The following is a 17,214-nucleotide window of genomic DNA, read 5'->3' as shown; positions in this document are numbered from 1 at the left end:
GAAGGCGCCCATTTCGCTTAGATGTTTTCCGGTTGCGGCATGCCCAACACGTGGTAGCCGCAATCGACCATCAGCACCTCGCCCGTGGTGCACGCCCCGTAATCTGAGCACAGATAAGCCGCCGTGCCGCCGATGCTTTCAAGCGTCGCATTGGCGCGCATCGGGCTGTTTGCCTCGGTATGGCGGAAGGTCTTGCGCGCGCCACCAATGGCGGCCCCCGCGAGCGTTTTCATCGGGCCGGGCGAGATCGCATTGACGCGGATGCCTTGCGGGCCAAGGTCGTTGGCCAAATAGCGCACGGCACTTTCCAGCGCCGCTTTCGCCACACCCATCACGTTATAGAACGGCGTCACCCGGTTCGAACCGCCATAGGTGAGCGTGATCAGCGAACCGCCCTCGGGCATCAGTTCGGAGGCGCGGCGCGCCACGTCAATGAAGCTGTAGCAAGAGATCGCCAGCGAGTTTTTGAAGTTCTCGCGCGAGGTGTTGATGAAACGCCCCGTCAACTCGTTCTTGTCCGAATAGGCGATGGCATGGACCACGAAATCAATCGTGCCCCATTCCTCTTTCAGCTTCGCAAAGGCGGCATCAAGCGAGGCATCGTCGTTCACGTCTACATCAACGAGCAAAGACGCGCCCACCGAGGCGGCGAGCGGTTCCACCCGCTTGCCGAACGCTTCGCCCTGATAGGAAAACGCCAGCTCTGCCCCTTCTGCGGCCAAAGCCGAGGCGATGCCCCAAGCAATCGAGCGCTCGTTGGCAACGCCCATGACAAGCCCGCGCTTGCCCTTCATCAAATCCGCCATGTCAAACCTGCAAGATCAGTCGCGATAGGTGCTCATCACCAGCGTGGCGTTGGTGCCGCCGAAACCGAAGCTGTTGGAAAGCACGGAGTCGAATTCGACGTTTTCGCGCGTTTCGGTGCAGATTTCCTCGGGTTTGATCGCCGGGTCCAGTTCGGTCACATTGGCCGAACCGGTGATGAATTTGCCCTGCATCATCAGCAGGGAGTAAATCGTTTCATGCACGCCGGTCGCGCCGAGGCTGTGTCCGGTCAGCGATTTGGTCGAGGAGATCGGCGGCACATTGCCTTCACCGAAGACGCGGCGCACCGCTTCCACCTCGGTCACGTCGCCCGCAACAGTCGAGGTGCCATGCGCGTTGATGTAGCTGATCTTGCGGCCTTCGGGCAGCGTGCCAATGGCAAGGCGCATCGAGCGCTCGCCACCCTCGCCCGAGGGGGCCACCATGTCGTAGCCATCCGAGGTGGCACCGTAGCCGGTGACTTCGGCATAAATTTTCGCGCCGCGCGCTTTGGCATGCTCAAGCTCTTCAAGCACCACAACGCCACCGCCGCCCGCGATCACGAAACCATCGCGCGTCACGTCGAAGGCGCGGCTCGCGGTGGTCGGCGTGTCATTGTATTTCGACGACATCGCGCCCATCGCGTCGAACAGGCAGCTCAGCGTCCAGTCGAGTTCCTCGCCGCCGCCCGCAAAGACGATGTCTTGCTTGCCCATTTGGATTTGCTCAACACCATTGCCGATGCAATGCGCCGAGGTGGAGCAAGCCGAGGTGATCGAATAGTTCACACCCTTGATCTTGAAAGGCGTCGCCAAGCAAGCCGAGTTGGTGGACGACATGCAGCGCGTCACCATGAACGGGCCCATCCGCTTGGGCGAGCCTTTTTGCACAACGATCTGGTGCGCATCAAAGAAGTTGGAGGTCGAGGGGCCACCCGAGCCCATGATCAGACCCGTGCGCGGGTTCGACACATCGCTTTCTTCCAGCCCCGAATCGGCAATCGCTTGCTCCATCGACAGGAAGTTATAGGCCGCGCCGCGCCCCATGAACCGCAGGTTGCGCTTGTCGATATGGTCTTCGAGCACAATTTGCGGCGCGCCATGCACTTGGCTGCGGAAGCCACGCTCGGCATATTCGGGGGCAAAAACAATGCCCGAGCGCCCGGCGCGCAGGCTTGCGGTGACTTCCTCGGCATTATTGCCAATGGGGCTGACGATGCCCAGACCGGTGATAACGACACGCCGCATGGGGGCCTCCTGTAATTTCGGGGTCAGCTCTCGGAGAGCGCGACCTTCATGTCTTTGACCACGTAGATCACTTCACCATCGGCCTCGACGATACCATCGGCGACGCCCATCGTCAGCCGCCGCGTTTGCAGGGCTTTGGTGAAATCGACCTTGTAGGTCAGCATTTTGCGATCGGGGCGCACCATGCCAGTGAGCTTCACTTCGCCCACGCCAAGCGCATAGCCCCGCCCTTGCCAGCCACGCCAGCCAAGGTTGAAACCCGTAAGCTGCCACAGACCATCAAGGCCAAGGCAGCCCGGCATGATCGGATTGCCGGGGAAGTGGCAATCAAAAAACCACAGATCGGGGGTGATATCGAACTCGGCCACAACATGGCCCTTGCCGTGCAAACCACCATCTTCCGAAATCTCGGTGATACGGTCCATCATCAGCATCGGCGGTGCGGGCAGCTGGGCATTGCCCGGCCCAAAAAGCTCACCACGCGCGCATTTGAGCAGATCTTCCTTGCCGAAGCTGGTCGGATAGGCTGACATCGGCTTTCCCCCCTTGACTTTGTTCACCCCCTCTAGCACCCCCCTTACCGGGCGCGCAAGGGCCGCCCCTGGCGGAAAGCTGCGTCAGAATCTCGTTGTTTTTGGGTTCTACTTGTTCTTATATTAGTTACAGGTAGCGTAGGGGTGAGATGTCATGAAGACGATCGAACAGGAACGCGGTCTGCGCTGGCTTTCGGCTGGCGGTTTGCGGCCGACCCGGCAGCGCATGTCTTTGGCGTCTTTGCTGGTGGGCGATGGCCATAATCGCCACGTCACGGCCGAAGGGCTTTATGCCTCCGCCCTTGAAGCGGGCGAGAAAGTTTCTCTGGCCACCGTCTACAACACGCTGCGCGCCTTTTGCGATGCCGGGATCATGCATGAGATCACCGTGGACGCCGGGCGCAGCTATTTCGACACGAGGATGGACGATCACCCCCACTTCTTCTGGGAGGGGGAAAACCGCATCTCTGACGCGCCGGTGGAAGAGCTGGAACTCGTCCGCGTTCCCGCCGCCCCACCCGGCACCGAAGTGAGCCGCGTTGATGTGGTGATCCGCCTGCGCAAAGCCTGAGGCGACAAGCGATTGAACGAAGGAAGGCCGGGGCATTTGCCGCGGCCTTTTTTGTTTTTTGGGGGGTAAGCGTTGAGGAAGGGGATACGGAGGCAATGCGGACATTAGGTCACATGGAGTCCGCACGTGCCATTGGACAACATCCCGATATCATCCAATGATATGACAGACGCTTGAACGCTGGGACGGGAACATGAGCCAAGCAATCGTTGAAATCGGCTTTCTCGTGGGTTTTCTGACGACCTGGCTCGGTTTCGCCTTTCTGCTCTTTCCGATGGTCCTTCGCTTCGTTTTGGGAGGAACATGGTTGAACAGCCTTTCGGAGCCTTACTCCGAAAGAATGAGGCGCGCTTCTCTTTTCATGAACGAAGAAATCTCACGCGCTGGCAGATCCCGCATTGGTCGGATCGGTCAACTCTTGGCGGCAATTGGCATCTCCGTTCTTATCATGACGGGCATCGTTTGGATCACACTTCGCATCCTTGAAAAACAAGGTATACCTGCTTGACCCAAGCATGTGTCGAATGCCCGCAAAGGGCTCAAACCGGACAAGCCCCCAAGAGTCTAGCCGATCCCCCCCCTCAAAAAAGAAAGCCCCGCAATGCGGGGCTTTCTTTTGTTTCATGTGCGCGCGTCTTAGGCGTTGGCGGCGCGGATTTGGTCGGCGCGGCCTTTGTCATAGCCGATGCCTTTGTCTTCAAAGAGTTTGTCCAACTCGCCCGACAGCGTCATCTCGGTGACGATATCGCAGCCGCCGACAAATTCGCCCTTCACGTAAAGCTGCGGGATCGTCGGCCAGTCGGAAAACTCTTTGATGCCTTGGCGCACCTCGGAATCGGCCAGAACGTTCACGTCTTTATAGGCCACGCCAAGATAGTTCAGCACCCCGGCCACGCGGCTCGAGAACCCGCATTGCGGCATCTCGCGGGTGCCTTTCATGTAAAGCACAACATCATTGCTTTCGATGTCAGCCTTGATTTGGTCGATTGCGGTCATGATCTGGTTCCTTTGCTCCGCCCTCGCGCAACCCGCGAAGACCGTGTCTGAAAAGGCGCGGAAATCCTTGAAAGAAAATCTGTATCAGGCGGGACAGCCCAAAAATCAGTTCAAGGAGTATCCCCACTCACTCCGGGGCCTTCGTGGTCAGCGCCAGCGCATGGAGCGGCGCATCCGGGCCATCCATCGCACCTTTGAGCGCGGCGAAAACGGCGCGTTGCTGTTGCACCCGGTTCATCCCTTTGAAAGAGGCGTCGATCACCTCGGCCCCCCAATGGTTCCCGTCACCCGCAAGGTCGGTGATGGTGATCTTTGCTTCGGGGAACCCGGCGCGGATCAGGGCTTCAATGTCGGTCGCTTCCATCGGCATGAGGCACTCCTTCGTGTTGGCTTCAATCTAGGCGGCGGCGCTGGCTGCGGCAAGAGGCCACGCAAGCACTCGGCACGTAGCGTGCCAAGCGGTTAGGGCTGCGGCGGGGTCAACCAATGCACCGGCGAGGCGGTCGCCAATTCCAGCAAATCATCGGCATAAACCGCATCAAACTTGGCGCGCTCCTCTGCGCTCCACGGATCATAGCGGGGGTTGTTCCCATCTAGCGGGGCAATCCGACGCGCCCGACGCATCACGATTTTGTGGTCGCGCTCCGGGTCGTTTTCCATTCGGTTGTGCAAAAAGTTGGCGGCGCGATGGCTCAGCCCCGGGCGCATGCGCAGATCATAGGGGGTGACGGTCGCGCCAAACCCTTTGAGCCCGGTGGCCCAGTCGATGATCTGCGGCATGACGGCGGGATAATCCTCATAGGTCCAGATCGTCAGATCATCGGTTGCCTGCAACATGCGATTGGTCAGCCACAGCCAGCGCGGCATATCGGGCGGAATGCCCGCGACGAAATCCCGAAACGGGGTCCAAGGCGCAAGCAGCAATTGCTCGCTCCAGCAAGAAACAAGGAAATTCGCCGGATTGCGGATGGCAAGCCCCACCCGGACCTCGGCCCCGCCAAAACAGGCCAAGGCATCGCGCAACCGCCGCGTGGCAAAGGGGTAGATCAGCCCGCCCTGCCCCAGCAGGAAATTGCGGGTGGGCACGCCAAGCACGTTTTCTTCCATCACCACGACATGGCGCGCGCCGGGGCAAAGCTGCCCAATCGCGGCACGCGCCAGCACCTGCGCCTCAACCGGCGACAACTGACCGGGCTGCATCGCCGGGCGCAAAAACTCGCGCACCTCTTTCGGGCCGATCACGCCGACCCCTTCGGCGGCCAGCCGTTCGCGCACGGATAAAAGCGTCGTCTGAAGATGTGTCGACGCGGTTTTATGCGCGCCGACCATAAGCGTAACCGAGATCATGCGGGCCACCGGCCCCGCCTCACCCTTCTACCGCCGCAGCGAAAGCGGACCGATAGAGGGTCGAAAGCTCAGCCATCGGGGCGCGGTCAGCGCCAAAGATCACCTCGGCGCCACCAAAAACGCCCACGCGTTCCAGCGGCACACCCGCGGCCTGCGCGGCGGCTTCCAGCGCCTCGGCCCCTGCCTCATCACAGGCGACGAGGTAGCGGGCTTGATCTTCGCCATAAAGCGCGGCGATGCCCGCTTCATCTAGCTGGATGCCAATGCCCGCCGCTTCGGCCATTTCAAAGGCCGCAAGCGCCAAGCCGCCATCGGCCAAATCGGCAGCGGCTTTCACCACGCGACCATTGGCACGCAGGAACTCGCCGTGCTTGCGCTCATCGGCCAGATCGACCGGCGGGGCATCGCCCTCTTCCAGCCCAAAGGCTTCCGCCGCCAGCGCAGATTGACCAAGATGGCCGTGGGTCGTGCCGATCAAAAGCGCGATGTCGCGGGCCTCGGGCAACCCGCCGATCAGATCGTCCAACGATTTCAGCAGGCCAACCGCGCCAATCGTCGGGGTCGGCAGAATGCCCGAGCCATCGGTTTCGTTGTAAAGCGAGACGTTGCCCGAGACGATCGGGAAGTCGAGCGTTTTGCACGCTTCGCTGATACCTTTGATCGCGCCGACGAATTGCCCCATGATTTCGGGCTTTTCGGGGTTCCCAAAGTTCATGTTGTCGGTGGTGGCGAGCGGCAGCGCGCCCACGGCGCAGAGGTTGCGATAGGCTTCCGCCACCGCTTGCTTGCCGCCCTCGAACGGGTTCGCCTTCACATAGCGCGGCGTCACATCCGAGGTGAAGGCAACCGCTTTGTTGGTGCCGTGGATGCGCACAACCCCGGCCCCAAGTCCCGGACGGCGCACGGTATCGGCCATAACTTGAGTGTCATATTGCTCAAACACCCAGTTCTTCGCCGCATAGTTCGGCGAGCCGATCAGCGCTTTGAGTGCCGCAATCGGGGTGATTTCGGGCAGCGCACCCAGCGGCGCGGCGGCAGGCGTTTCCACCCAAGGGCGGTCATATTCCGGCGCGGCCGAGGAGAGTTTGGAAAGCGGAATATCCGCCTTCACTTCGTTGCCATGCATGATGACAAAGCGGTCTTCGGCGATGGTTTCACCGACGATGGCAAAATCGAGATCCCATTTTTCAAAGATCGCGCGGGCTTCGGCCTCTTTTTCGGGCTTGAGCACCATGAGCATCCGCTCTTGGCTTTCCGAAAGCATCATCTCGTAAGCAGTCATGCGCGCTTCGCGCTGCGGCACCGCATCAAGGTTGAGCTTGATCCCAAGCCCGCCTTTGTCGCCCATTTCCACGGCGGAACAGGTCAGGCCCGCCGCGCCCATGTCTTGGATCGAAATGACGGAATCGGTCTGCATCAGTTCCATGCAGGCTTCCATCAGGCATTTTTCCACGAAGGGGTCGCCGACTTGCACGGTCGGGCGTTTTTCTTCGATCGTATCGTCGAATTCGGCGCTGGCCATCGTCGCCCCGCCCACGCCATCGCGGCCGGTTTTGGCGCCCAGATACACCACCGGCATCCCAATGCCCGAAGCCGCGCAATAGAAGATGTTGTCAGTCTGCGCGAGGCCCGCCGCAAAGGCGTTCACAAGGCAGTTGCCGTTATACGAGGCGTGGAAACGCACTTCGCCGCCAACATTCGGCACACCAAAGCAGTTGCCGTAGCCGCCGACACCTTCCACCACACCTTTGACCAGATGCGGGGTTTTGGGGTGGCTGGGCAGACCAAAGGACAGACTGTCCATCGCCGCAATAGGGCGCGCGCCCATGGTGAAAACGTCACGCAAAATGCCGCCCACGCCGGTCGCTGCGCCTTGGTGCGGTTCGATGTAGGAGGGGTGGTTGTGGCTTTCCATCTTGAAGACGATGGCCTGACCGTCGCCAATATCGACAACGCCCGCGTTTTCGCCGGGGCCGCAAATCACCTGCTCCCCTTCGGTGTGCAGCGTGCGCAGCCAGATTTTGGAAGATTTGTACGAGCAGTGCTCGTTCCACATCGCCGAGAAGATGCCCAGCTCGGTGAAAGTCGGCGCACGACCCAGAATTTCTAAGATGCGCTCATATTCGTCGGGTTTGAGGCCGTGGGCGGCAATCAGGTCGGGGGTGATTTGCGGCTCGGTCATCGGGTCCTCCGGCATCGGCATGTTGCGTTTCCCTTAGTGCATGTGCGCCTGCGGGGAAAGGGGGAAGGCATGCGAAAAGGGGTGGCAGTTGCCACCCCTTTGCATCAGACCGGGTCTCGCCCGTTCTGGATCAGCTTTGACCATTCAATTCGGCGATCAGCTCGGCCATCGTCATTTGCAGATGCAGTTGGTCGCCTTTCAGCGCGCCCTTCGGCACATTCACCTTAAACATCGAGAAGGTGCGCTGCTTGATGTCGTTCGAGGCGCGCACATAGACGGTGTCCACTTGTTCACCCGGCACCACGCGCGAGATCGTACCGACCGCACCGCCATCCGCCGTTACCACTGCGCCAGCAGCTTGGGCTTGGCCTTTGTTCAGCGCGATCCCCGATTGATCCACAAGCAGCGTTTGGATCGGGCGATTGTCGAGGCCATTCGAGGTCGCCGCCGAGGTGTCGGTGGCTTTGACCGTCCCGGTTTTCACATCAGCGATCCCGTATTGATCCGGAAGCGGCGGGGCAACGTCGCCTTGCGAACCAGCGGTCGGGAGTGTGGCAATACCCATTTTATAGTCGATCAGGCCATAGGGGTTATCGCTCGTGGCAAACGCGGCAACGGGCGCCGCAACGATACCGGCAACAAGAAGGCTGGTGAGCGTGCTGTTCATGCGTTTCATCTCTGATCTCCTTTCAGACGTGGCCTTGGGGCTGTGCCGTAGGCCGTCGCATCGTGTTCATGGTGAGAGAACGCCGCAGATCGGCCAGAAGTTCAGACGCATTTGCGTGAACCGATTTGAACAACTTTGATGGAACCATTTCACAAGCAGAAGGCGAAAAGGCGCCGTTTCTCGCGCCCTTAGCGCATGCATCGAAAAATGTTCTGAAGTCTGCCCCGGAATAAAAAAAGGGCCGAGACAAGCTCGGCCTTAGTCCAACAGGGAGGTAGAAGATGATGAGAGATTCCTCTGCTCGCCACCCTCTTCGCCCGATTTATGGGCAGAGTGTGAACCATTCAAGCGGAATCATGTCGCAGATGCAGCATGGCAGATATGCGCTGCGCACATGCCGAAACGCAACCGTCGGTTGGCTTCTTTAAAGTGTCGCTCTTGTCACTCGACCGCGGCTTCGCCGCTTTGCGCACGGCGATAGGCGAGAATTTCTTCCTGCACGAAATCGCGGAAAGCGTTGACCCGGCGCGAGGAGCGCAGCTCTTCGGGGTAGGCAAGGAACACCGGAACCTCGACCGATTCCACCTCGGGCAGCACCCGCTCAAGCAGCGGGAAATCCGCCGTAAGATAATCGGGCAGCACACCAATGCCGACATGGTTCAGCACACCCTGCAAAACGCCGAAGTAGTTATTCACCATCAGCGTGGAATGCACGCCATGCGCCATCACACTTTGCGTTAGATGCGCGCCAGCCTGAACCTGCGGCGTGGCCGGGTTCTGACAGATCAACCGATGCGCACCAAACTCTTCGATCCGGCTCGGTCGCCCAGCGCGCGCCAAATATTCCGGCGTTGCGTAAAGCCGCATGCGGATGTTCAAAAGCCGCTTGCGCACAAGGTCCGCCTGCGCCGGCTCCTTCATGCGGATCGCCACATCGGCCTCCCGCATCGGCAAATCCAACACGCGCTCTTCCAGCAGCAGGTCGATTTTTAGTTCCGGATAGCGCTCGTAAAGCTTCACGAGGCGCGGCGCGAGCCACATCGTGCCAAAGCCCACCGTCGTGGTGACACGCAATTCGCCAAAGACTTCCTCTTCGCTGTCACGAATGCGCGCAGCGGCAGAATCGAGCTTTTTCGCCATGGTGGAGGTGGCGTCGAACAGCAGTTCCCCCTGTTCGGTCAAGATCAGCCCGCGCGCATGGCGGTGAAACAACGTGGTTCCAAGCGAATCTTCCAGCGCACGAATTTGACGGCTAACCGCCGATTGCGATAAGTGCAGCGCGTCACCGGCATGGGTCAGGGAGCCCGCATCGGCCACCGCGTGAAATATTCTCAGCTTGTCCCAGTCCATTCCCTGCACGCGCGCGCCTTTTCATACCAGTCTTGCGTCCGTTGCATATCTAAACCTCTCGGATTTAACAAATGCCTTTCAACCGAATTCCTTGTTAGCGCCTAAACTTTTTTCGTAGCTGCGGCGCATCTGCACCGCAGCGGGCAGTCGCGGCACAGATGCGGATGCAATAGGCGTTTATTTCCGTCTGAGAGAGGCTTAGAACGGAAGAAAGGCCGCAAAGGCTGTAGCGGCAGGTGTGGAGGCAGGCATGGCGGTAGGCGTTTTTGACAGTGGTCTCGGTGGGCTGACCGTACATCAGGCGGTTTCAAAGCGGCTGCCGGACATGGCCTTTGTCTATTACGGCGACAACCAACACGCCCCCTATGGCGTGCGCGATGCCGAAGACATTTTCCAACTGACCTGCAAAGGCGTTGAGCGGCTTTGGGATGAGGGCTGCGATCTGGTGATCTTGGCCTGTAACACCGCCTCTGCGGCGGCGCTCAAACGAATGCAGGAAACCTGGATTCCGAAGAACAAGCGGGTTTTGGGTGTGTTTGTGCCGATGATTGAGGCCCTGACCGAACGCAAATGGGGCGACAACTCCCCGCCGCGCGAAGTGGCGGTGAAGCATGTGGCTTTGTTCGCCACCCCCGCCACAGTGGCCAGCCGTGCCTTTCAGCGCGAATTGGCCTATCGCGCAATTGGCGTGGATGTAGAGGCGCAGCCCTGCGGCGGCGTGGTCGATGCGATTGAAGCGGGCGATGAAATTCTGGCCGAGGCTTTGGTGAAAAGCCATGTCGAGGCGCTCAAACGGCGGATGCCGCATCCGGAGGCGGCGATTCTGGGCTGCACCCATTACCCGCTGATGCAAGAAACCTTCCAGCAGGCGCTTGGCGAGCAGGTGAAGGTTTATAGCCAAGCCAACCTCGTGGCGGAAAGCTTGGCCGATTATCTGGAGCGGCGGCCCGATTTCAAAGGCGCGGGACAGGTATCAAAATATCTGACCACCGGCGATCCGGCCTCGGTTTCGGTGCATGCGACGCAGTTCCTTCGCCGCCAGATCACCTTTGAGGCCGCTTAACCAAAGCGGTTCGGGCCGGGCGTGCTGCGGCTGGCCAGAAAGACCAACATCAAGATCGAATAGACGAGCACCGCGACGCCCATTGCAATGGCGATGGCGCCCAATGCCATATCGTTGCCACCACCGCCTTCGACCATCGCGGCGAGCACTCCCAACACCACGACCCCAGGGATGATCGCCAGATAGAAGCCACCGATCCACCAGCCGGATCGGTCTGTGTCGTGCAAGCGGCGCACCTGCACGGAGAGCGCAGGCAGGAAAGTGGCCAACGAAAACAACCCGTTGAGCACCGCTCCGTCACGGCCCATGCCGTTTTCCAAAAGCCCGGTCAGGAGTGACCCACCAATGATGAACAGCTGAAACCACCAAAATTCCGACCGGCTCGCCCGGCCTTTGAAGGTGGCATATTTGCGAAAACAGACCTTGATCGCTTCAATGAAATCGCGCGGCGGCGCCCCCTCATAGGGGCCATATGCGCTCTCGCGCCCCAGTGGCGGCGGCCCTGCGGGCGGAGGCGGCACATAGGCGGGGGCAGCAGGCCGCACGGGAGCAAAGGGGAAATGCACATCGGCGCGCTCCCAATCTCCCATCCCCTCCGCCCAAATGAGCGTATCGGCCCGCACCCGCCCGGCTCGGATCAAATCGCCCATCATGGCTTCATCCACCGGGCCTTCGGATTTGCCCTGCCACGCGTAATGCCACGCCTTCGTCATCGAGATCCTCATGCAAACTTTGCTTGCGTGGCAACTTAGCCTGAGGCAACACAGGGTCACAACTGCGGAGACTGAAATGACCCAGAAAATCGCCATCCTCGGGGCTTCGGGCTATACCGGGGCAGAGCTTGCCCGGATCATCGCCACCCATCCAGAAATGGAGATCGTCGCGCTGTCGGGGGACCGAAAGGCGGGCATGAAAATGGGCGAGGTCTTTCCGCATCTGCGCCACCTTGGCCTGCCCGATCTGTGCAAAATCGAAGAGATCGACTTCTCAAACGTCGATTTGGCGTTTTGCGCCCTGCCTCATGCTACTTCGCAAGCGGTGATTGCGGAACTGCCGCTGGATCAGAAAGTGGTGGACCTGTCCGCCGACTTCCGGCTGCGCAATCCGGCGGAATATGAAAAATGGTATGGCAAGCCGCATAGCGCGGTCGAGTTGCAAAAAGAGGCCGTCTACGGGCTGACCGAGTTTTACCGTGATGAGATTCGCGCCGCGCGGCTGTGCGCGGGCACCGGCTGCAACGCGGCGGCGGGGCAATATGCGATCCGTCCGCTGATTGAGGCGGGTGTGATCGACCTTGACGAGATCGTGATCGACCTCAAAGCGGGCGTTTCCGGCGCGGGCCGCAGCCTGAAAGAGAACCTTCTTCATGCCGAATTGTCGGGCGGGACCATGCCCTATTCGGCGGGCGGCAAGCATCGGCATTTGGGCGAGTTCGACCAGGAGTTTTCCAAACTCGCGGGCCGCCCGGTTTTGGTGCAGTTCACGCCGCACCTGATGCCGTTCAACCGGGGCATTTTGGGCACCGTTTATGTGCGCGGAAATGCTGAGGAAATTCACGCCGCCTTGGCCGCGCGCTATGCCGAGGAAGTGTTCCTTGAAGTGCTGCCCTTTGGCACGCTTGCCTCGACCCGCTCGGTCGCGGGGTCGAACTTCGTGCATTTGGGCGTGACGGGCGACCGTTTGCCGGGCCGCGCCATTGTGACCGTGGCGATTGACAACCTCACCAAGGGCTCTTCGGGCCAAGCGATCCAGAACGCCAACCTGATGCTGGGCCTGCCGGAAACCATGGGCTTGATGTTGGCCCCGGTCTTCCCTTGATCTCTGTCAGGGAATATCTATCGCGCATGCGCCTTTTGGGGCGCAGCGCGTAACGGGAGGCGAGGCGATGAAGAACCTGAAGAAGAAGCGGCGGATCCAAGTGCTGATTGCAGCCGGGTTTGCGCTGGTCTTGGCGACGGGGCTGATCGGCTATGGCTTCAAAGACGGGATCAACTTCTTCCGCTCGCCCGCCGAAGTGGTGGCCGCGCCGCCCGCCGAAGGGGAAGTATTCCGCTTGGGCGGGCTTGTTGAAACCGGCACGTTGGTGCGCGGCCAAGGCGAAGACATCACCTTTTCGGTGACCGATGGCGGGGCCTCGATCCCCGTTAAATTCACCGGCGTGCTGCCCGATCTTTTTGGCGAAGACAAAGGCATGGTCGGCACTGGCACGATGGTGGATGGCGTCTTTGTGGCGCGCGAAATTCTTGCCAAACATGACGAGAATTACATGCCCAAAGAAGTGACCGACGCGCTTAAAGAGCAGGGCGTCTACCGCGACCCGAACAGCTAAGCGCGCGCTGCCGCTGAACTCTTTTAACGGGTTTTAAGCACCCTTTCCCCTTACGCAAGAAGGGGAAAACGATGAAAACCGTTGAACAGATTGCCCAAGAGATTGTTGCCCGCGAAGGCGGCTATGTGAACGACCCGGATGACCCTGGTGGGGCCACGAAATGGGGCGTGACGCTTGGCACATTGCAAGCGCTTGGGGTGGATTTGAACCATGACGGGGTGGTGAGCGCGGCGGATGTGAAGCTTCTCAGCCGAGCGCAAGCCGTGCAGATCTTCATCCGCCATTACTATGAGCGGCCGCAAATCCAGCTCTTGCCCGAAGCGGTACAAGCCTCGGTCTTTGACATGCAGGTGAATGCCGGCGCGAATGCGGTGCGCATTTTGCAAAAGCTTTTGAATGAGACCGGGCATACGGTCAGCGTGGATGGGGCCATTGGCCCGCAAACCGCCGCCGCCGCACATCAGGCTGCTGCCCCGGACCCGCCGCTTTTTGCCGATGCCTACGGAATTGCGCAACGCAATTACTATTACGATCTGGCCGCGCGCCGCCCCAAAAGCCGCAAATATGCCACCACGAAGCAGGGCCAAAAGGGCGGCTGGATTCGCCGCGCGGAAGAGTTCATCTCCCCCCGCTTTCATTTGAGTGAGGCCGAGCATCGCGCAAAGGTGGCGGCATGGGGTTGATTGGCAAAGTTCTGGGCGGCCCCGCCGCCACAACCGCGCTTGGCGGGGCGGTGAGCAGCGTGGCCGAGGTGTTCACCCCCAATGCCACGAAAAAGATGGAAGCTGATGCCGCGGCCTATCTGGCGGCTTTGGATGAACACGGGGCGGAGTTTCAATTTGCACGGCCGGGGCTTTTTGATCGGTTCGTGAACGGGCTCAACCGCCTGCCCCGGCCAATGCTCGCCTTGGGCACCTTGGGATTGTTTGTCTATGCGATGGTGGAGCCGGTGGGGTTCGCACAGCGGATGGTGGGGCTCAACTATGTGCCAGAGCCGCTTTGGTGGCTTTTGGGTGCGATTGTCGGGTTCTACTTCGGCGCACGCGAGGCGCATTATTACCGCAACCGCACCTCGGTGCCGACCGATGCGCCGCAAACGGTCGCGGGCGCAGTCCGCCCCGACAACCCCGCGTTGACAGAGCTTTTGGCGCGAGACGGGCCTTAGAATTGGCGCGTGGGGCGATCAAACACCTTGCGGCCCATCAGCGAAGCAACAAGCTCCACCATCAGCCGCGCGGTACGGCCCCGCTCATCCAAGAAGGGGTTCAACTCCACAAGGTCGAGCGAGGTCACAAGCCCGGATTCGTGCAAGAGTTCCATCACCAGATGGGCTTCGCGGAAGGTGGTGCCACCGGGCACGGTGGTGCCCACGGCAGGCGCGATCGACGGGTCCAGAAAATCGACATCGAGCGAGACATGCAGCATCCCGTTTTCGGCCCGCACCCGGTCTAGAAAATCGCGCAACGGCGCGCCAATGCCGCGCTCATCCAGCACCCGCATATCGGCGATCTCGATCTCTTCGGGGATCAGCGCGGCATGTTCCTCTGGGTCCACCGAGCGGATGCCCAACATGCAGATCCGGTGCCCCGGCAGCGGCGCGGGGAAAGGCGGGAACATCTCAAACCCCGTGCGCCCGGCGATATAAGCGACCGGTATGCCGTGCAGATTGCCCGATTGCGTGGTGTCGGGGGTGTGAAAATCAGTATGCGCGTCGAGCCACAAAAGAAAGAGCGGACGCCCGAAAGCCTGCGCCCGCGCGGCCATCCCCGCGACGGACCCAAGCGAGAGCGAATGATCGCCGCCTAAAAAGATTGGAAAGCCAAGCGCACCTGCCGCCTGCCCGACCTCGGTCAAAGCTTCGGTCCAGCCCAGGGTTTCGGCCAAGTGATGCACGGCAAGGTTTGGGTGATCCATCGGTGGATGCGGTCGCGGCACGACATCGCCGCGATCAATCACCTTATAGCCCAGCCCGGTGAGCGCCTCGGCCAGTCCCGCAACGCGGAAAGCGGCTGGCCCCATCAGGCAACCCGCCCGCTTTTGCCCGCTGTCCACAGGCGCCCCGATCAAGATGCAGGTTTGGCTCATGGCACTCTCCTTTGCGGCATAGCTAGGCGGGGGCTGGCCAAAGAAAAGGGGGGCCGTGCCCCCCGATGCTTAGTCGCGCCGCCCGGCGAAGCGGTTGGCCCAGTCTTCGCGTTCGTCATCTGTCACTTTTCGGAACAGGTTTTCCGGCACGGTGAAAGCGTGGCCTGCGGGAAGCGTGCGGATCGCCGCGTCGAGATCTTCGGGCCAAGACCAATCTTCGCAATCGAGCGCCGTCATAATCGCTTGCGCCGCATCCGGGATGAAGGGGCGCGACAGCACCGCATAAAGCCGGATCAGGTTGAGCGCAAAAACGATGATCCCGCGCGCGGCAGCCTCGTCGGTTTTGACCACGCTCCACGGTGCAGCGGCCTGCAGATATTCATTGCCCAGCACCCAAAGCGCGCGCAACTCTTCTGCCGAGCGGCGCACTTGGATCGCATCCATCGCCTTTTCATAAGCCGCCAGCCCCTCGCGGAATTGCGCCAGCAGCGCCTCTTCGCGTTCGGTCAGCACAACTTCGGCGGGCACTTCGGTGCCAAATTTGGAATTACAGAATTTGGTGACGCGGCTCACAAGGTTGCCCAGAACGTCTGCCAAGTCTTTGTTCACAGAGGTTTGGAAGTTCTCCCAAGTGAACTCGCTGTCAGCACTTTCGGGCGCGTGGCTCAGCAGCCACCAGCGCCAGTAATCGGCCGGCAAGAGGCTCAGCGCCTGATCCATGAACACGCCGCGCCCGCGCGAGGTGGAGAATTGGCCGCCGTCATAGTTCAGGTAGTTGAACGATTTGATGTAATCGACCAGCTTCCAGTTTTCGCCCTCGGCGGCGTTCACACCAAGGATCGTGGCCGGGAAGCTCAGCGTATGGAACGGCACGTTATCTTTGCCCATGAACTGGGTGTAGGTCACGTCTTCGGCGCCCGCATCGGTGCGCCACCAGCGCGCCCAATCGGTGCCGTCTTGCGCGCTGAGCTCTTGCGTGGCCGCGATATATTCGATCGGCGCATCGAACCACACATAGAAGACTTTGCCTTCCATGCCTTCCCAAGGCGCACCCTCAAATTGCGCGGGCACGCCCCAGCTCAGATCGCGGGTGATGCCACGGTCTTGCAGGCCGTCACCATCAAAGAGCCATTTCTTCGCAATCGAGGTCGTCAGCACCGGCCAGTCAGCTTTGCTGTCGATCCAAGCGGCGAGTTTGTCTTTCATCGCAGATTGGCGCAGGAACAGATGCTTGGTTTCGCGCATCTCCAGATCGGTCGAACCCGAAATCACCGAACGCGGGTTGATCAGGTCGACCGGGTCAAGCTGCTTGGTGCAATTGTCGCATTGGTCGCCACGCGCCGAGTCGTAACCGCAGTTCGGGCAGGTGCCCTCGATGTAGCGGTCGGGCAGGAAGCGGCCATCGGCCTTCGAATACATCTGCTGCTCGGTCACTTCGCGGATCAGGCCCTGCTCGGCCAGCACCTTCGCGAAATGCTGTGTAAGCGCGCGGTTTTGCGCGGAAGACGAGCGGCCAAAATGGTCAAAGCTCAGCCGGAAGCCCGCCGCAATCTCGGCCTGAACGTCGTGCATCTCGGCGCAATAATCCGCGACGGGCTTTTCCGCTTTTGCGGCGGCCAGTTCTGCGGGCGTGCCGTGTTCATCGGTGGCGCAGATGAACATCACCTCGTTGCCGCGCCCACGCAGGTAGCGCGCATAAAGATCGGCCGGCAGCTGGCTGCCCACAAGGTTACCAAGGTGCTTGATGCCGTTGATATAGGGAATCGCCGAGGTGATGAGATGCCGCGCCATGACCTTTTCCCGCTGTTTTGGCCCCGATAGGGCTAATTTTCCGATGGTTGCCGCCGTTTATCCTGCCTCCCCGCCTTAGGCCAGCCTCTTTTGGAGGCGAACAACGGCGAAAGGTGCCAAAAAGTTGACGCCTGCGTCAGTGTGACATCCATCACGAGGCTTTTGGGTGTTGCTTCACTGCGCAGATCAAGGCACAACCCTTGAGTGTATTGCAACGAGTGTGTCGGTCCCCTCCCCCGAAACTCTGAC

At 60.5% G+C, this 17,214-nt stretch carries 19 protein-coding genes; 7 read left to right on the top strand and 12 right to left on the bottom strand.

The window, feature by feature from the left end; all coding sequences use genetic code 11:
• Positions 1 to 17: 17 nt before the first annotated feature.
• Genes BW967_RS11840 through fabA form a run of 3 tightly spaced genes read right to left on the bottom strand, consistent with a single transcriptional unit; the run spans position 18 to position 2,584 of the window.
• On the bottom strand, positions 18 to 806 hold the full coding sequence (locus BW967_RS11840) for an enoyl-ACP reductase FabI (protein ID WP_076485273.1): 789 nt from the start codon (positions 804 to 806) through the stop codon (positions 18 to 20).
• 15 nt (positions 807 to 821) lie between these two features.
• A complete protein-coding gene (gene fabB, locus BW967_RS11835) occupies positions 822 to 2,051 on the bottom strand; it encodes a beta-ketoacyl-ACP synthase I (RefSeq protein ID WP_076485272.1) in 1,230 nt (409 codons plus the stop codon).
• Between the two features lie 23 nt (positions 2,052 to 2,074).
• On the bottom strand, positions 2,075 to 2,584 hold the full coding sequence (fabA, locus tag BW967_RS11830; RefSeq protein WP_076485271.1) for a bifunctional 3-hydroxydecanoyl-ACP dehydratase/trans-2-decenoyl-ACP isomerase: 510 nt from the start codon (positions 2,582 to 2,584) through the stop codon (positions 2,075 to 2,077).
• Positions 2,585 to 2,738: 154 nt separating this feature from the next.
• Between fabA and irrA the strand changes: the two genes are divergently transcribed.
• Entirely contained in the window at positions 2,739 to 3,155 is a 417-nt protein-coding gene (irrA, locus tag BW967_RS11825) for an iron response transcriptional regulator IrrA (protein ID WP_076485270.1), read from the top strand.
• 193 nt (positions 3,156 to 3,348) lie between these two features.
• Entirely contained in the window at positions 3,349 to 3,663 is a 315-nt protein-coding gene (locus BW967_RS11820) for a hypothetical protein (protein WP_076485269.1), read from the top strand.
• Between the two features lie 128 nt (positions 3,664 to 3,791).
• Here the strand turns inward: BW967_RS11820 and grxD are convergent, their stop codons facing one another.
• The 6 genes from grxD to BW967_RS11790 all read right to left on the bottom strand — a co-directional run bounded on the left by grxD (position 3,792) and on the right by BW967_RS11790 (position 9,697).
• Positions 3,792 to 4,151, bottom strand: a complete 360-nt coding sequence (gene grxD, locus BW967_RS11815) for a Grx4 family monothiol glutaredoxin (protein WP_076485268.1) — start codon at positions 4,149 to 4,151, stop codon at positions 3,792 to 3,794.
• Between the two features lie 127 nt (positions 4,152 to 4,278).
• Positions 4,279 to 4,521: a BolA/IbaG family iron-sulfur metabolism protein gene (locus tag BW967_RS11810; RefSeq protein ID WP_076485267.1), complete on the bottom strand. Its 243-nt coding sequence runs from the start codon at positions 4,519 to 4,521 to the stop codon at positions 4,279 to 4,281.
• Positions 4,522 to 4,613: 92 nt separating this feature from the next.
• The gene (locus BW967_RS11805; RefSeq protein WP_139327828.1) at positions 4,614 to 5,507 is read right to left on the bottom strand and encodes a hypothetical protein; all 894 of its coding nucleotides are present in this window, start codon (positions 5,505 to 5,507) and stop codon (positions 4,614 to 4,616) included.
• A 10-nt stretch (positions 5,508 to 5,517) separates the two neighbouring features.
• On the bottom strand, positions 5,518 to 7,680 hold the full coding sequence (purL, locus tag BW967_RS11800; protein ID WP_076485307.1) for a phosphoribosylformylglycinamidine synthase subunit PurL: 2,163 nt from the start codon (positions 7,678 to 7,680) through the stop codon (positions 5,518 to 5,520).
• 130 nt (positions 7,681 to 7,810) lie between these two features.
• The gene (locus tag BW967_RS11795) at positions 7,811 to 8,356 is read right to left on the bottom strand and encodes a hypothetical protein (RefSeq protein WP_076485265.1); all 546 of its coding nucleotides are present in this window, start codon (positions 8,354 to 8,356) and stop codon (positions 7,811 to 7,813) included.
• Positions 8,357 to 8,788: 432 nt separating this feature from the next.
• Positions 8,789 to 9,697, bottom strand: coding sequence for a LysR family transcriptional regulator (locus BW967_RS11790; protein ID WP_076485264.1), 909 nt, complete (start codon positions 9,695 to 9,697; stop codon positions 8,789 to 8,791).
• A 250-nt stretch (positions 9,698 to 9,947) separates the two neighbouring features.
• On the opposite strand from BW967_RS11790, the gene murI reads away from it, so the two are divergent.
• On the top strand, positions 9,948 to 10,760 hold the full coding sequence (gene murI / locus BW967_RS11785) for a glutamate racemase (RefSeq protein WP_076485263.1): 813 nt from the start codon (positions 9,948 to 9,950) through the stop codon (positions 10,758 to 10,760).
• Here murI and BW967_RS18390 read toward each other — a convergent pair.
• On the bottom strand, positions 10,757 to 11,473 hold the full coding sequence (locus tag BW967_RS18390; protein WP_175610453.1) for a DUF805 domain-containing protein: 717 nt from the start codon (positions 11,471 to 11,473) through the stop codon (positions 10,757 to 10,759). The two genes, murI and BW967_RS18390, sit on opposite strands and share 4 nt — an antisense overlap.
• Positions 11,474 to 11,549: 76 nt before the next feature.
• Between BW967_RS18390 and argC the strand changes: the two genes are divergently transcribed.
• The 4 genes from argC (at position 11,550) to BW967_RS11755 (ending at position 14,254) form a co-directional block, all read left to right on the top strand.
• Positions 11,550 to 12,578, top strand: coding sequence for an N-acetyl-gamma-glutamyl-phosphate reductase (gene argC, locus BW967_RS11770; RefSeq protein ID WP_076485262.1), 1,029 nt, complete (start codon positions 11,550 to 11,552; stop codon positions 12,576 to 12,578).
• A 67-nt stretch (positions 12,579 to 12,645) separates the two neighbouring features.
• On the top strand, positions 12,646 to 13,089 hold the full coding sequence (ccmE, locus tag BW967_RS11765; RefSeq protein ID WP_076485261.1) for a cytochrome c maturation protein CcmE: 444 nt from the start codon (positions 12,646 to 12,648) through the stop codon (positions 13,087 to 13,089).
• Between the two features lie 71 nt (positions 13,090 to 13,160).
• Positions 13,161 to 13,772 carry a holin-associated N-acetylmuramidase gene (locus BW967_RS11760; RefSeq protein ID WP_076485260.1) on the top strand — a complete coding sequence of 204 codons (612 nt, stop codon included), beginning with the start codon at positions 13,161 to 13,163 and terminating at the stop codon, positions 13,770 to 13,772.
• Positions 13,763 to 14,254: a holin family protein gene (locus BW967_RS11755; RefSeq protein ID WP_076485259.1), complete on the top strand. Its 492-nt coding sequence runs from the start codon at positions 13,763 to 13,765 to the stop codon at positions 14,252 to 14,254. The genes BW967_RS11760 and BW967_RS11755 overlap by 10 nt, the downstream gene beginning before the upstream one ends.
• On the opposite strand, the gene rocF is transcribed toward BW967_RS11755, so the two are convergent.
• Both rocF and metG read right to left on the bottom strand, forming a co-directional pair.
• Complete coding sequence (gene rocF / locus BW967_RS11750) at positions 14,251 to 15,174, bottom strand: arginase (protein WP_076485258.1); 924 nt, start codon at positions 15,172 to 15,174, stop codon at positions 14,251 to 14,253. The genes BW967_RS11755 and rocF overlap by 4 nt on opposite strands.
• Positions 15,175 to 15,243: 69 nt before the next feature.
• Positions 15,244 to 16,965, bottom strand: a complete 1,722-nt coding sequence (metG, locus tag BW967_RS11745) for a methionine--tRNA ligase (protein ID WP_076485257.1) — start codon at positions 16,963 to 16,965, stop codon at positions 15,244 to 15,246.
• Between the last annotated feature and the right edge of the window lie 249 nt (positions 16,966 to 17,214).

The organism is Rhodobacter aestuarii, from assembly GCF_900156655.1.
GTDB lineage: Bacteria > Pseudomonadota > Alphaproteobacteria > Rhodobacterales > Rhodobacteraceae > Rhodobacter > Rhodobacter aestuarii.
This window is presented reverse-complemented; position numbering and strand designations above follow the sequence as displayed.

Excerpts from the sequence above, each read along its gene's own strand:
- murI (WP_076485263.1), top strand. The coding sequence starts at position 9,948 with ATGGCGGTAGGCGTTTTTGACAGTGGTCTCGGTGGGCTGACCGTACAT.
- fabA (WP_076485271.1), bottom strand. The coding sequence starts at position 2,584 with ATGTCAGCCTATCCGACCAGCTTCGGCAAGGAAGATCTGCTCAAATGC.
- fabB (WP_076485272.1), bottom strand. The coding sequence starts at position 2,051 with ATGCGGCGTGTCGTTATCACCGGTCTGGGCATCGTCAGCCCCATTGGC.
- BW967_RS11820 (WP_076485269.1), top strand. The coding sequence starts at position 3,349 with ATGAGCCAAGCAATCGTTGAAATCGGCTTTCTCGTGGGTTTTCTGACG.
- irrA (WP_076485270.1), top strand. The coding sequence starts at position 2,739 with ATGAAGACGATCGAACAGGAACGCGGTCTGCGCTGGCTTTCGGCTGGC.
- BW967_RS11795 (WP_076485265.1), bottom strand. The coding sequence starts at position 8,356 with ATGAAACGCATGAACAGCACGCTCACCAGCCTTCTTGTTGCCGGTATC.
- ccmE (WP_076485261.1), top strand. The coding sequence starts at position 12,646 with ATGAAGAACCTGAAGAAGAAGCGGCGGATCCAAGTGCTGATTGCAGCC.
- BW967_RS11810 (WP_076485267.1), bottom strand. The coding sequence starts at position 4,521 with ATGCCGATGGAAGCGACCGACATTGAAGCCCTGATCCGCGCCGGGTTC.
- rocF (WP_076485258.1), bottom strand. The coding sequence starts at position 15,174 with ATGAGCCAAACCTGCATCTTGATCGGGGCGCCTGTGGACAGCGGGCAA.
- BW967_RS11840 (WP_076485273.1), bottom strand. The coding sequence starts at position 806 with ATGGCGGATTTGATGAAGGGCAAGCGCGGGCTTGTCATGGGCGTTGCC.
- grxD (WP_076485268.1), bottom strand. The coding sequence starts at position 4,151 with ATGACCGCAATCGACCAAATCAAGGCTGACATCGAAAGCAATGATGTT.
- metG (WP_076485257.1), bottom strand. The coding sequence starts at position 16,965 with ATGGCGCGGCATCTCATCACCTCGGCGATTCCCTATATCAACGGCATC.
- argC (WP_076485262.1), top strand. The coding sequence starts at position 11,550 with ATGACCCAGAAAATCGCCATCCTCGGGGCTTCGGGCTATACCGGGGCA.
- BW967_RS11760 (WP_076485260.1), top strand. The coding sequence starts at position 13,161 with ATGAAAACCGTTGAACAGATTGCCCAAGAGATTGTTGCCCGCGAAGGC.
- purL (WP_076485307.1), bottom strand. The coding sequence starts at position 7,680 with ATGACCGAGCCGCAAATCACCCCCGACCTGATTGCCGCCCACGGCCTC.
- BW967_RS18390 (WP_175610453.1), bottom strand. The coding sequence starts at position 11,473 with ATGACGAAGGCGTGGCATTACGCGTGGCAGGGCAAATCCGAAGGCCCG.
- BW967_RS11755 (WP_076485259.1), top strand. The coding sequence starts at position 13,763 with ATGGGGTTGATTGGCAAAGTTCTGGGCGGCCCCGCCGCCACAACCGCG.
- BW967_RS11790 (WP_076485264.1), bottom strand. The coding sequence starts at position 9,697 with ATGGACTGGGACAAGCTGAGAATATTTCACGCGGTGGCCGATGCGGGC.